Annotated in this window: 12 protein-coding genes; 8 read left to right on the top strand and 4 right to left on the bottom strand. The window is 59.6% G+C overall.

Annotated elements, in window-relative coordinates; all coding sequences use genetic code 11:
* Positions 1–5 precede the first annotated feature (5 nt).
* Positions 6–620 carry a GNAT family N-acetyltransferase gene (locus ACCD00_RS12045; RefSeq protein ID WP_413424704.1) on the top strand — a complete coding sequence of 205 codons (615 nt, stop codon included), beginning with the start codon at positions 6–8 and terminating at the stop codon, positions 618–620.
* On the opposite strand, the gene ACCD00_RS12040 is transcribed toward ACCD00_RS12045, so the two are convergent.
* Positions 586–1,479 carry a LysR family transcriptional regulator gene (locus tag ACCD00_RS12040; RefSeq protein WP_413424702.1) on the bottom strand — a complete coding sequence of 298 codons (894 nt, stop codon included), beginning with the start codon at positions 1,477–1,479 and terminating at the stop codon, positions 586–588. The genes ACCD00_RS12045 and ACCD00_RS12040 overlap by 35 nt on opposite strands.
* A gap of 88 nt (positions 1,480–1,567) precedes the next feature.
* Positions 1,568–1,795, bottom strand: coding sequence for a hypothetical protein (locus ACCD00_RS12035; RefSeq protein WP_413424700.1), 228 nt, complete (start codon positions 1,793–1,795; stop codon positions 1,568–1,570).
* A gap of 175 nt (positions 1,796–1,970) precedes the next feature.
* On the opposite strand from ACCD00_RS12035, the gene ACCD00_RS12030 reads away from it, so the two are divergent.
* Complete coding sequence (locus ACCD00_RS12030) at positions 1,971–2,531, top strand: NADPH-dependent FMN reductase (RefSeq protein ID WP_413424698.1); 561 nt, start codon at positions 1,971–1,973, stop codon at positions 2,529–2,531.
* 195 nt (positions 2,532–2,726) lie between these two features.
* Here ACCD00_RS12030 and ACCD00_RS12025 read toward each other — a convergent pair whose 3' ends face one another.
* Positions 2,727–3,677 carry a DUF1853 family protein gene (locus tag ACCD00_RS12025; protein ID WP_413424696.1) on the bottom strand — a complete coding sequence of 317 codons (951 nt, stop codon included), beginning with the start codon at positions 3,675–3,677 and terminating at the stop codon, positions 2,727–2,729.
* Between the two features lie 117 nt (positions 3,678–3,794).
* Between ACCD00_RS12025 and ACCD00_RS12020 the strand changes: the two genes are divergently transcribed.
* From ACCD00_RS12020 to pepN, 6 genes are read left to right on the top strand one after another with little or no spacing between them, the layout of a single operon-like run.
* The gene (locus ACCD00_RS12020; RefSeq protein ID WP_008016128.1) at positions 3,795–4,685 is read left to right on the top strand and encodes an NAD(+) kinase; all 891 of its coding nucleotides are present in this window, start codon (positions 3,795–3,797) and stop codon (positions 4,683–4,685) included.
* Positions 4,685–5,656 (top strand): metallophosphoesterase, encoded by a 972-nt coding sequence (locus tag ACCD00_RS12015; protein WP_413424694.1) that lies wholly within the window; start codon positions 4,685–4,687, stop codon positions 5,654–5,656. Before ACCD00_RS12020 ends, ACCD00_RS12015 begins: the two co-directional genes overlap by 1 nt.
* On the top strand, positions 5,653–6,522 hold the full coding sequence (locus ACCD00_RS12010; protein ID WP_413424692.1) for a rhomboid family intramembrane serine protease: 870 nt from the start codon (positions 5,653–5,655) through the stop codon (positions 6,520–6,522). Before ACCD00_RS12015 ends, ACCD00_RS12010 begins: the two co-directional genes overlap by 4 nt.
* A 32-nt stretch (positions 6,523–6,554) precedes the next feature.
* The gene (locus tag ACCD00_RS12005; protein ID WP_060540507.1) at positions 6,555–6,815 is read left to right on the top strand and encodes a YeaC family protein; all 261 of its coding nucleotides are present in this window, start codon (positions 6,555–6,557) and stop codon (positions 6,813–6,815) included.
* A complete protein-coding gene (locus tag ACCD00_RS12000) occupies positions 6,812–7,642 on the top strand; it encodes a DUF2797 domain-containing protein (protein ID WP_413424690.1) in 831 nt (276 codons plus the stop codon). Before ACCD00_RS12005 ends, ACCD00_RS12000 begins: the two co-directional genes overlap by 4 nt.
* A 10-nt stretch (positions 7,643–7,652) precedes the next feature.
* Positions 7,653–10,310: an aminopeptidase N gene (gene pepN / locus ACCD00_RS11995; RefSeq protein ID WP_413424688.1), complete on the top strand. Its 2,658-nt coding sequence runs from the start codon at positions 7,653–7,655 to the stop codon at positions 10,308–10,310.
* A 41-nt stretch (positions 10,311–10,351) separates the two neighbouring features.
* Here pepN and ACCD00_RS11990 read toward each other — a convergent pair whose 3' ends face one another.
* Positions 10,352–12,412, bottom strand: a complete 2,061-nt coding sequence (locus ACCD00_RS11990) for a hypothetical protein (RefSeq protein ID WP_413424686.1) — start codon at positions 12,410–12,412, stop codon at positions 10,352–10,354.
* Between the last annotated feature and the right edge of the window lie 90 nt (positions 12,413–12,502).

The raw sequence follows: 12,502 nt of genomic DNA, 5'->3' as shown, positions 1-12,502 counted from the left end.
CCAGTATGCAGCCGGTTATGAATCCGATTTACCCAGGCTTGTCGGTACGGGTTGCCGATGACGGTTTTGCCGCTTATATCTGGGGCAGTGATTTCAGTTTTGAAGTCGCGGCCTACGGTGCAGCCGAAATAGGTACGCCGGTGGCACAGTGGCCGGTTACACCGATTACGCCGTATCGCAAGTGCTATGGTATTGATCCGGAGGAGTTCAGCAGCTTTCGCGATGCCGCCGACAGCGCAATTTTCATGGCCTATCTGGATGACCAGCCCGTGGGGCATCTGGTGGTCAGCACCAACTGGAACGGCTTTGCCCATATCGACGAGCTGGCGGTGCATGCACCGGCCCGACGGCATGGAGTGGCCAAGGCCTTGCTGGATGTGGCGCAATTCTGGAGCCGCAAGAAAAAACTCCCGGGCATCATGCTCGAAACCCAGAACAACAACCTCGGGGCCTGCAGGCTTTATGAACGCTGCGGTTACGTGATTGGCGGGATTGACCAACTGCGTTATCGCGGGATCGATCCGAACACCGCCGAAGTGGCGCTGTTCTGGTATCGGCTGTTCGAAAACCCATTGGAAAACCCGCTCAGTTCGTCAGCATCGCCGCGGCTTGTTCCGTGACGATGGCCAACAGGGTCTGAACCGCCGCAGACGGTTCGGCGTTTTTCAGGGACAGGGCGTAGAGGCTGATCGGGACGGCGGGCGCCAGCGGGCAGGTGTCCAGTCCCGAGGCTTTGGCACCGAGGGCGGTGAAGGGGTCGACAATGGCCAGACCTTCGCCGGCCTCGACCATGCTGCGCATCATCTGATGCGTCTGGACCCGGGTCTGAATCACCGGAGCAGGGCGCAAGCCGTGCAGTTTGTTTTCCAGTGCCGGGCTCAGCGGGTCGTGCCCCTCCAGGCCGATCATTGATTGACCGGCCAGATCCTGCAGTGAAATGTATTTCTGCTTCGGTTGCAGCCAGCCATGGGGTGCGAGCAACTGAAGTTTGCCCTGGGCAATCACCTGGCAATCGAGGTCGGCGTGATCGGGGTCGTGCAGGCTCAGCCCCAGATCGCTTTCACGCAGCAGCAGGCTTCTGACGATGTCGCGGGTCGGCTGGCTCAGTAGTGTGCAAGGCGCGTCGGGCAGGCGTCGGCGCAGGGTCGCAATGCTGTGTGGCAACAATTGGTTGGCCAGAGGCGGGGTGCAGATGATGCGCAGCGGCGGCGCCAGGTATTGCCTGAGGCTGTTGGCTAGACGCTGTACGGGTTCGAGCGCGTCGTAGACCCGGGCAATTTCCACCTGCAATTCCCGCGCTTCACGGGTGGCCTGCAATCGTCCGCGCACGCTGGCGAACAGCATGAAACCCAACTGATCCTCAGCGTCGCGTAGCAAGCGTTCGACTTCGGTCACCGGCAACTGCAGCCATTCGGCGGCGGTGCCCAGGTGACCGGTCTGCAAGAGCGCCTGGATCACTTCGATATGGCGTAAGCGCATGCGTGAAGTCCATGTTCAGCAGGTGGAGGAGTCAGTCGCTGAATCCTACCCCAAGTCCGCGCATATGACTTCTGCTCATAACGATGAGTTATGAAACGCTGACGGTTTGCGGTTCGCGGATAATGGTAACGCCGGTTTGCACCAACAGAAATTCATTGTCGTCGACCTTGTTGACACGGTCGCCAATGGCCAGCTTGTAGGTGGTGACAGGCCCTGAACCGTCTACCGCCGGGGTGGATTCCTGGAACTCGTGCACCGAATAAATACGGCCTTGCGCGTCTCTTGCATGGAACTGACCGACGAGTACTGCTGCCATCTGCTTAGAACCTCTGGAGATAAATCACTCAATTTGCGGCTCTGTAGACCGTGACTGGGTGCGGTAAGTTTTCCTACAGGAAAAAAATAGTCAGGGGCGGCGTTTTCAGTCGCCCGCTGCTGGAATCGTCATCTATAACTACAAGCTCTTCCTATCGGACAGTCGAGAAATCCCCATGAGCAACGTCTATACGATCGCCGTCCTGGTCGGCAGCTTGAGAAAGGAATCGATCAACCGCAAGGTCGCTCGGGCCCTGATAGAGCTGGCGCCGGCCAATCTCAAGCTCAACATCGTCGAGATTGGCGATTTGCCGCTCTACAACGAAGACATCGATGGCGCTTCACCGCCGGCAGCCTACAGCACTTTCCGGCAACAGGTGAGTTCATCCGACGCGGTGCTGTTCGTGACCCCGGAATACAACCGATCGGTGCCGGCGCCGCTGAAAAACGCGATTGACGTGGGTTCGCGTCCGTATGGCAAAAGTGCCTGGAGCGGCAAACCGGGCGCCGTTATCAGCGTTTCGCCGGGGGCCGTCGGCGGGTTTGGGGCCAACCACAACCTGCGTCAATCCATGGTGTTTCTCAATGTGCCGATGATGCAGCAACCGGAGGCCTATCTGGGGAACGCCGGTTCGGCGTTCGACGAGGCGGGGAAATTGTCCGAGTCGGTCAAGCCGTTCCTGCAAAGTTTCATCAATGCCTATGGGCAATGGGTCGAGCAGCACAAGAAAGCTTGATGGTCATTGGCCGGTGTTTGTTCTGCGAAACGCTGGATAACCGGCGATGCGGTTTTCTGTTTAGGCCGTGTTGGCCCCTTCGCGAGCAAGCCCGCTCCCACAGGGATCTTCAGTGGATACAAGACTTGTGTTCGGCTGAGGCCCAATGTGGGAGCGGGCTTGCCCGCGAAGGGGCCGGCTCAGGCGATGCAAGGCTCAACTCTGCCCCGGTACATTCGGCCAAAGATCCGCCACCAGAAACAGGCGTTCAGCCTCTTCCCAGTCACCGTTGGCATTTTCCGTCAGGCGCACCAGCAGTTGTGCCGGCGCCAGCGGGTCCAGGTCATCGAGCCACGCCTGCATCTGTCCAGGGTTCCAGGTGTGCTCCGCCGAATAATGCGCCGGCGCCAGCCAGGCGTGGCGGGGCAGAGGTTGCCAGCGCCCCGGCGGGCTCTGGGCCAACAACGCTGGCCAATCCTTTTGATGCAGCCAGCGCCCCCGCAAATGCTGCGGATGCGCACCCAACGGTGGGGCGGCCTGTCCGGGCCACGGGTACAGCAGATAACCCCCCAGCCACAAGTGGGCACTGAACGCCTGGATATCCAGTCCCGCCAGCACTTCACGGCTCTCGGGGCGTGCGGAAATCGGCAGTTGATGCTGGCTCAGGTGCGCCAGTTTACGGTCGAGCCGATCGTGGCACCCCGGACCCAGCCACTGGGCGGTGTCGTGTCCGTCGCCAGATTGCGGGCCGAGGTAGAGCTTGATCGCCAGTTCCAGGTGATGCACGCCGTCGCGGTCGCGCAGCAGCATGTCCAGTTCACCCAGGGTGTGCCCCTCGCGCCGAATCGGCATGTTGGCGGCAATCAGTTCAATGCCAGGCGCATGCTGCACGGCGAATTGCCAGAGGCGTTCGTAGTACAGGCCCAGGCGCCGGGTTCGGGCCTGGGCCAGCCAGTGCAGCAGGCCGTAACTGTCGCGGTCCAGCTGCCGTAGCCAATGCTCGAGCTTTTGCGGTGCCAGCACCCAGTCGCTGCCGGCCAGCGGGTGGCGCTGCGGCCACGGGGTATCACCCAGCATCGGCGGCGCGAGGATGACCCACGCCAGGTCACGCACTTCGGGATGGCGTAACTGATGGGGCAGGTGGAGCAAATCCGGAAATAGCATCATCTTGCGAGCATAGCCCGAATCCCGGGCACACCCTTGAAGCTGAAAGGATTTTGTCTACGGCCGGCTTTCGCCCATAATCGTGATTTTCGCCGCCACACAGATCCCCGCAGGAGCCCCATGGAGCAATTTCGCAATATCGGCATCATCGGTCGCCTGGGCAGTTCCCAGGTGCTGGATACCGTCCGCCGACTGAAACGGTTTCTGCTCGATCGTCACCTGCACGTGATCCTCGAAGACACCATCGCCGAAGTGCTGCCAGGGCACGGCCTGCAAACCTCGTCACGCAAGATGCTCGGCGAAGTCTGCGACATGGTCATTGTGGTCGGTGGTGACGGCAGCCTGCTCGGTGCCGCCCGGGCGTTGGCAAAACACAATATTCCGGTGCTCGGCATCAACCGGGGCAGCCTGGGTTTCCTGACCGACATTCGCCCCGATGAGCTGGAAACCAAGGTCGCTGAAGTACTGGATGGCCACTATCTGGTGGAAAACCGCTTCCTGCTGCAGGCCGAAGTCCGCCGCCACGGCGAGGCCATCGGTCAGGGCGATGCCTTGAACGATGTGGTGCTGCATCCTGGCAAATCCACGCGAATGATCGAATTCGAGCTGTACATCGATGGCCAGTTCGTCTGCAGCCAGAAGGCCGATGGCCTGATCGTTGCCACACCGACCGGTTCGACCGCTTACGCGCTGTCGGCGGGTGGACCGATCATGCATCCCAAGCTCGACGCTATTGTGATTGTGCCGATGTACCCCCATACCTTGTCGGGTAGGCCGATTGTGGTCGATGGCAACAGTGAGCTGAAAATCGTCGTGTCCAAGGATATGCAGATTTACCCGCAAGTCTCGTGTGACGGGCAGAACCACTTTACCTGTGCGCCCGGCGACACCATTACCGTCAGCAAAAAAGCCCAGAAACTGCGGCTGATTCATCCGCTCGACCACAACTACTATGAAGTCTGCCGGACCAAGCTCGGCTGGGGCAGCAAGTTGGGGGGTGGAGGCGACTGATGCTCGATCCCGCGCGTAGCTACGACCTGATCGGTGACGTGCATGGTTGCGCTCTGACCCTGGAGCACTTGCTCGACCGACTCGGTTATCACAAACAGGGCGGCGTCTGGCGACACGATTCGCGCATGGCAGTGTTCGTCGGCGACATCATTGATCGCGGCCCGCGGATTCGCGAGGCGCTGCACATCGTCCACGACATGGTCGAGGCCGGTCACGCGCTGTGCATCATGGGTAACCATGAGTTCAACGCGCTGGGCTGGGCCACGCCAGCGCTGCCCGGCAGCGGCAAGCAGTTCGTGCGCGAGCACACGCCGCGCCATGCCCGCCTGCTGCATGAAACCCTGACCCAGTTCGAACACCATCCGGGTGACTGGCACGACTTCCAGCAATGGTTCTATGAGCTGCCATTGTTCGTCGATGCCGGGCGTTTTCGCGTGGTCCACGCCTGCTGGGATGCCGGGCTGATCGAGCCGCTGCGAGCGTTATTCCCCAACGGTTGTGTCGACGAGCCTTTTCTCCAGGCATCGGCGCAGTCGGGTTCGTTTGCCTGCACCGTGTTCGACCGGCTGCTGCGCGGCACCGACATGCGCTTGCCCCATGGACTGACCATGACCAGTGGCGATGGTTTAGTGCGTTCGTTCTTCCGCACCAAGTTCTGGGAAGACGATCCGAAAACCTACGGCGACATCGTGTTCCAGCCGGATGCTCTGCCGGAGCCCGTGGCCCGGACACCGCTGACGTCCACTGAAAAGAACAGTTTGCTGCGCTATGGCATCGATGAGCCGCTGCTTTTCGTTGGCCATTACTGGCGCAGCGGCAAGCCGGCACCGATCCGGCCGAACCTGGCCTGTCTGGATTACAGCGCGGTGCTGTACGGCAAACTGGTTGCCTATCGACTGGATCAGGAAACCCGCCTGGATCCGCATAAATTCGTCTGGGTCGATGTCGAGCGGCCGGAGGTGCTGCAATGAGTGCTGTAGCGGTATTGCGTCTGCCATTGGCGGTGGACCTGAGCGGGTTCGTCACGCTGCTCAAACGCATGCAAGTGCCCCATCGGGTCAGTGAGGAAGCGGGCGAGCAGGTGCTGTGGGTGCCAGACAATATCAGCGAAGACGTGCGCGCGCTGTACGAACGCTTTCCGGCGGGCGATCCCGACCAGCAACTGGACATTCCGGTGGCGCAGACCATCAAGCGTCCGGGGTTCGTCGAGCAATTGAAATACGCCAGGGCCACCGCGCTGGTGCTGATGCTGAGCGTGATCGTCGGCGCGGTGACCTTGCTCGGCGACAACCTTGAAACCATGCGCTGGCTGACCTTCCTCGAATTCCGCGTGGTCGGCGAATACCTCCACTTCACGCCACTGGCCGACAGCCTGGCGGCGGGGCAGTGGTGGCGCCTGGTTACGCCGATGCTGATCCACTTCGGCATCCTGCACCTGGCGATGAACGGCATGTGGTACTGGGAACTGGGGCGGCGCATCGAGTCGCGCCAGGGCAGTATCAACCTGATCGGCCTGACCTTGCTGTTCAGCCTGGTGTCCAACTTCGCCCAGTATTACTTCAGCGGCCCGACCTTGTTCGGCGGCTTGTCCGGCGTACTGTACGGCCTGCTCGGACATTGCTGGATCTTCCAGCTGCTGGCGCCGAACCCGGCTTATCGCCTGCCGCGCGGTGTGCTGGTGATGATGCTGGTGTGGTTGCTGCTGTGCCTGTCCGGGCTGGTCTCGATGATCGGCTTCGGCGAAATCGCCAACGCGGCCCATGTCAGCGGGTTACTCATCGGATGCTTCACCGGTTTGTTGGGCGGTTTGTATAACCGCCGTAAACTGGCCGCCTAATTCAGACATGCAATAAAGAGCACGGAGACCTGATGTCCTCTTTTAACGAAATGATCAAAAACATCACCCCCGATATCTACGAGAGCCTGAAGCTGGCCGTGGAAATCGGCAAATGGTCCGACGGTGGCAAACTCACCGCCGAACAACGCGAGCTGTCGTTGCAGGCGATGATCGCCTGGGAAATCCAGAACCTGCCAGAGGACCAGCGTACCGGCTACATGGGGCCGCAGGAATGCGCCTCGAAGTCGATCGAAGTGCCGAATATCCTGTTCAAGTCGGATGCCATCCATTGATCGAGATTGGCCGCGGTGCAATCAGCAAAATGTCGGCGCGCCTTGACGGGCCGAACGTGCAATACGCTTTCCGTCTGGGCGAAACCGAGGTCCCGGTCAATCCGTTGATCGGCACCACGGTGCGCCTCGAATACCTGGGTGCGATTCACTGCATCCATTGCGCACGCAAGACCAAAACCAGTTTCAGCCAGGGTTACTGCTACCCGTGCATGACCAAACTGGCCCAGTGCGACGTGTGCATCATGAGCCCGGAGCGCTGCCACTTCGACGCCGGCACCTGCCGCGAGCCCGAATGGGGCGAGAAGTTCTGCATGACCGATCACGTGGTGTACCTGGCCAACTCGTCGGGGGTGAAAGTCGGGATTACCCGGGCCACCCAGTTGCCGACCCGCTGGCTCGACCAGGGTGCGAGCCAGGCCTTGCCGATCATGCGCGTATCGACCCGGCAACAGTCCGGTTTCGTCGAAGACCTGTTCCGTAGCCAGGTGGCCGACAAGACCAATTGGCGTGCTTTACTCAAGGGCGATGCGGCGGCCGTGAACCTGGCCGAGGTCCGCGACCGACTGTTCGACAGCTGCGCCGAGGGCCTGTTGGGACTGCAGCAACGATTTGGCTTGCAGGCGATCCAGACGGTTACCGACGTCGAACCGCTGGAAATCCGCTACCCGGTCGAGCAATACCCGGCGAAGATTGTCAGCTTCAACCTGGACAAGAACCCGATTGCCGAAGGCACGCTGATGGGGGTCAAGGGCCAATACCTGATCTTCGACACCGGCGTGATCAATATTCGTAAATACACGGCTTACCAGCTCGCCGTGCATCAGTAAGGACTCCAGCATGCGCACCGAACAACCGAAGATGATTTACCTGAAAGACTATCAGGCGCCCGAGTACCTGATCGACGAAACGCACCTGACCTTCGAGTTGTTCGAGGACCACAGCCTGGTCCATGCGCAACTGGTGATGCGCCGTAACCCCGAGCGCGGCCCGGGGCTGCCGCCACTGGTACTGGACGGCCAGCAGCTGGAGCTGTTGTCGGTCACCCTGGCCGACCGTGAGCTGGGCGCCGCCGACTACCAGTTGACTGAAAATCACCTGACCCTGCACCCGACCAGCACCACCTTCACGGTCGATACCAGCGTCCGGATCCACCCGGAAACCAACACCGCGCTGGAGGGCCTGTACAAGTCCGGCACGATGTTCTGCACCCAGTGCGAGGCCGAAGGCTTTCGCAAGATCACCTATTACCTCGACCGCCCGGACGTGATGAGCACGTTCACCACCACGGTCGTCGCCGAACAACACAGCTATCCGGTGCTGCTGTCCAACGGCAACCCGATCGCTTCCGGTCCCGGCGAAGATGGCCGGCACTGGGCGACCTGGGAAGACCCGTTCAAGAAACCGGCGTACCTGTTTGCGCTGGTCGCCGGCGACCTGTGGTGCGTCGAAGACAGCTTCACCACCATGAACGAGCGCACTGTGGCGCTGCGCATCTACGTCGAGCCGGAAAACATCGACAAGTGCCAGCACGCCATGAACAGCCTGAAGAAGTCCATGCGTTGGGACGAAGAGGTCTATGGTCGCGAGTACGATCTGGACATCTTCATGATCGTCGCCGTGAATGACTTCAATATGGGCGCCATGGAGAACAAGGGCCTCAACATCTTCAACTCCAGCGCCGTGCTGGCCAAGGCCGAAACCGCCACCGATGCCGCGCACCAGCGGGTCGAGGCGATCGTCGCCCACGAATACTTCCACAACTGGTCGGGCAACCGCGTGACCTGCCGCGACTGGTTCCAGCTGTCGCTCAAGGAAGGCTTCACCGTGTTCCGCGATGCCGGTTTCTCCTCGGACATGAACTCGGCCACGGTCAAGCGCATCCAGGACGTGGCGTACCTGCGCACCCACCAGTTCGCCGAGGACGCCGGCCCCATGGCCCACGCCGTGCGCCCGGACAGCTTCATCGAGATTTCCAACTTCTACACCCTGACCGTATATGAAAAGGGTTCGGAAGTGGTCGGCATGATCCACACCTTGCTCGGTGCCGAAGGCTTCCGCAAAGGCAGCGACCTGTACTTCGAACGCCACGACGGCCAGGCGGTGACCTGCGATGACTTCATCAAGGCAATGGAAGATGCCAATGGCGTCGACCTGACCCAGTTCAAGCGCTGGTACAGCCAGGCTGGCACACCGCGCCTGGCGGTGAGCGAGTCCTATGACGCGGCGGCAAAAACCTACAGCCTGACCTTCCGCCAGAGCTACCCGCAAACCCCGGACAAGGTTGAAAAACTGCCGTTCGTGATCCCTGTCGAACTGGGGCTGCTGGATGCCAAAGGGGCAGCGATTGCCCTGCGCCTGTCCGGTGAAGCCACTGCGCAAGGCACCTCGCGGGTCATTTCCGTGACCGAGGCCGAGCAGACCTTTACCTTCGTCGACATCGCCGAACAGCCGCTGCCTTCGTTGCTGCGTGGTTTCTCCGCGCCGGTAAAACTGAGCTTCCCGTACAACCGCGACCAGTTGATGTTCCTGATGCAGCACGACAGCGACGGCTTCAATCGCTGGGATGCTGGCCAGCAGTTGTCGGTGCAGGTGCTGCAAGAGTTGATCGCCCAACAGCAGAAGGGCGAAGCGCTGGTACTCGATCAGCGTCTGGTGTCCGCGCTGCGCACGGTGCTCGCGGATGAGTCGCTGGATCAGGCGATGGTGGCGGAAATGCTGTCGCTGCCGAGCGAAGCGTACCTGACCGAGATCAGCGAAGTGGCGGATGTCGACGCCATCCACATCGCCCGCGAGTTTGCCCGCAAGCAACTGGCCGACGCCTTGTTCGAAGGTCTGTGGCAGCGTTATCAGGGCAATCGCGAGTTGTCGAAGCAGACGCCGTATGTGGCCGAAGCCGGGCATTTCGCTCGTCGTGCCCTGCAGAACATCGCGCTGTCGTACCTGATGCTCAGCGGCAAGCCGCAAGTATTGGCAGCAACCCTGGAGCAGTTCGACGCGTGCGACAACATGACCGAGCGCCTGACCGCACTCGCCGTGTTGGTCAATTCGCCGTTCGAAGCCGAGAAAGCCAAGGCACTGGCCAGTTTCGCCGAGCACTTCATGGATAACCCGCTGGTCATGGATCAGTGGTTCAGCGTTCAGGCGGGCAGTGTGTTGCCGGGTGGTCTGGAGCGGGTTCGTCAGTTGATGCAGCATCCTGCGTTCAACATCAAGAATCCGAACAAGGTGCGGGCGCTGGTCGGTGCGTTTGCCGGGCAGAACCTGATCAACTTCCACGCCGCCGATGGTTCCGGGTATCGCTTCCTCGCGGATCTGGTGATCGAGTTGAATGGCTTCAATCCGCAGATTGCTTCTCGCCAGTTGGCGCCTTTGACTCGCTGGCGCAAGTATGACGATGCTCGTCAGGCCTTGATGAAGGGAGAGCTGGAGCGGATTCGTGCTTCGGGGCAGTTGTCTAGCGATGTGTTTGAGGTGGTCAGCAAAAGCCTGGCCTGATTCTGACGCCGCGCAGTGCCAGTCACTGCGCGGCGAACAGGTTACAGCAGCAAGAAAAGCTTCGTGGCCAGTTCCTTGTCGATGTGGCCGCGGTAGATGTCGATTTTCTGGTGAGGGGTTTGTGCCTTGGCCAGTGCCGTGGCATTGGTTGCGAAGCGCTGTTCTTTGGTTTTCAGGCTGGCCGCAGTGTAGTCGACGTCGTCGCTATTTAATGTTTCGTAATGAAAGTGTGCATACCACAAGGGCCGATTCTCACGGTTCAACAGAACGTATTCCTGCAAAAAGTCCTGGCGTCCGGTTTTCAGTTGAATGCGCTCGCCGTTTTTTTGTGGATGAATTTCGTTGCGACTCAACAGATATTCTACGGCTGCGCTGGTAGGGGCTTGGGCCAGGGACATTTTGGTGCGCAGTTGCGTTGCCTTGTCGTTGATTGTTTGTGCCTGGCCCCGTAGCTTACTGACGAATGCGGCATCGTTTTGCGAGTTTGGCGGTGTGTGTTCATGGTCTTTCAGGCGGTCCGCATAGTCGATGAGATTCTTTGCCGTGTTCTGCAAGCTCTCTTCGATTCCCTTTGGGTGGCTCGTCCCTCGTGCGTAGCCTTCAAATTTTTGCATCAGTTCATCGATTTTTGCCAACGCCTTTCGAGCATCGCCCATGAGTTGCGGATAGGGAGTGGCTCGCGGTTTCGGTGCGGGTGTTCTGGCTTTTTCGATTTCTACCCAGGCATTCGGCTTATGTTCGTGGAAGGAGGCCAGTGGCTGGTCTTCGAAAGGGCTTTTGATGTCGACAATGTCTGCGCCCTGTTTGGCAACTCGCGGCCGGACGTCACCGATCATTGCGCCATTGACAGTTTTGATGACCCGCTTGCGGGAGGGCGATGAAGAGGGGCGGTTGGCGGGAAGTTGGTCCGCTGTCGATTTCGGGGAGGACCTTTCAGAGTCCGCCAGGTTCTGCAGCTCATCAGCCAGACGGCGCTCGGCATCATCGTGCAATTGTCCGACGATTTCACACAGACGGCTGAACGGGGCCAGCTGCAATTCCTCGGTTCTGAAAATGCCGATACTTGTGAGCCCGAGCTTTGCTGTGTCGTAGTGTTCGATCAGGTTGTCCAGTACGGCAATACGATCGCCGCTTTCATAGTGCTGTAAAGCTTGTAGCTCAATATGGGACGTGGACAACAACAGCAGTGGCTCTATAGCGCTGAACAGTGCTGCTGACGTGTCGCTGCCAGGTACTTTGGCACTGAGGGTGGGCAAAGTGACCACTTGGTTGAACCTGGTACGCAGAGCGGTCGCTTGATTATCGGGCCTGTTGCTGGTCAATCGCTGCCAGGCCTTGGCGCCCTGGGGTGACATCGATTTAAGTTCGTGAAGCAGGTTCCCCACCTCTTCATGGAGCTTTATCAACGTCTCGTAGATTTCGGAGCTCTTGCCCATGTATTCCAACAGACCATCCACTACGACAGTGCCTTCGGTGTGCATGGCTGTGTAGATCTGCAAAGCATTACTGTTGGAATGGGGGTAATTGCGCTCAGTGGCTTCGAGATCCAGGCCTGCTATGGCGATTAACGCCCTAACATTGTTGACAAGACTATTCAGCAGGTCGCACTGGAGTTGAGTAGTGTAAGGATCAACCCTCAGCTCATCCAGTTTCCTGGTCTCGGCCAGCAGCGTGACATAGCTTGTGCTTTGAGTGTCGAGTTCGACGACGTAACGTTGCCTGAACTTCGCCCGCTCTTGTTCGGAGCATGACGGATCGTTTTGTTTGCTCAGCATGACGTTGTACGTGACATCAACGCGTTTTTGCATTTGCTCCTGTTGCCCCAGGTATTTCTGGATATTCTGCGTCAGTTCAGCAGTGCGCTGCTGCTTTTGGTCCTTCATCGCGGCGATTCTATTCTTACGGCCATCCCCGGGCGGCTTCGGTCCCGCCACAGATGAGTCACGCACTGGCTTTTTTTCCGCTGATTGCACGGGCGACACTAATTCCGCCTGTCCTTGGCAAACGAGTTTCACCGCTTGTGCAATGGGTGTGGGGTCTATTGGACGGTCGTTGTTTGCGGGAGGGCGGCTGGATGAGGAGCCGCTTGCAGATGGAATCATTTCTTGCCGTCCATGGGGAGTCGATGCGTACCACCATAGGGGGGACGGCAAGTCGGGTTCTGACAAAAAACGCTCATGGTTACAATTCGC

This window comes from Pseudomonas sp. Pseusp3 (assembly GCF_047304225.1).
Lineage (GTDB): Bacteria > Pseudomonadota > Gammaproteobacteria > Pseudomonadales > Pseudomonadaceae > Aquipseudomonas > Aquipseudomonas fluorescens_CD.
This window is presented reverse-complemented; position numbering and strand designations above follow the sequence as displayed.

What these genes read in the sequence shown, in the direction of transcription:
- ACCD00_RS12045 (WP_413424704.1), top strand. Translation starts at nt 6, where the DNA reads ATGCAGCCGGTTATGAATCCGATTTACCCAGGCTTGTCGGTACGGGTT.
- ACCD00_RS12040 (WP_413424702.1), bottom strand. Translation starts at nt 1,479, where the DNA reads ATGCGCTTACGCCATATCGAAGTGATCCAGGCGCTCTTGCAGACCGGT.
- ACCD00_RS12035 (WP_413424700.1), bottom strand. Translation starts at nt 1,795, where the DNA reads ATGGCAGCAGTACTCGTCGGTCAGTTCCATGCAAGAGACGCGCAAGGC.
- ACCD00_RS12030 (WP_413424698.1), top strand. Translation starts at nt 1,971, where the DNA reads ATGAGCAACGTCTATACGATCGCCGTCCTGGTCGGCAGCTTGAGAAAG.
- ACCD00_RS12025 (WP_413424696.1), bottom strand. Translation starts at nt 3,677, where the DNA reads ATGATGCTATTTCCGGATTTGCTCCACCTGCCCCATCAGTTACGCCAT.
- ACCD00_RS12020 (WP_008016128.1), top strand. Translation starts at nt 3,795, where the DNA reads ATGGAGCAATTTCGCAATATCGGCATCATCGGTCGCCTGGGCAGTTCC.
- ACCD00_RS12015 (WP_413424694.1), top strand. Translation starts at nt 4,685, where the DNA reads ATGCTCGATCCCGCGCGTAGCTACGACCTGATCGGTGACGTGCATGGT.
- ACCD00_RS12010 (WP_413424692.1), top strand. Translation starts at nt 5,653, where the DNA reads ATGAGTGCTGTAGCGGTATTGCGTCTGCCATTGGCGGTGGACCTGAGC.
- ACCD00_RS12005 (WP_060540507.1), top strand. Translation starts at nt 6,555, where the DNA reads ATGTCCTCTTTTAACGAAATGATCAAAAACATCACCCCCGATATCTAC.
- pepN (WP_413424688.1), top strand. Translation starts at nt 7,653, where the DNA reads ATGCGCACCGAACAACCGAAGATGATTTACCTGAAAGACTATCAGGCG.
- ACCD00_RS11990 (WP_413424686.1), bottom strand. Translation starts at nt 12,412, where the DNA reads ATGATTCCATCTGCAAGCGGCTCCTCATCCAGCCGCCCTCCCGCAAAC.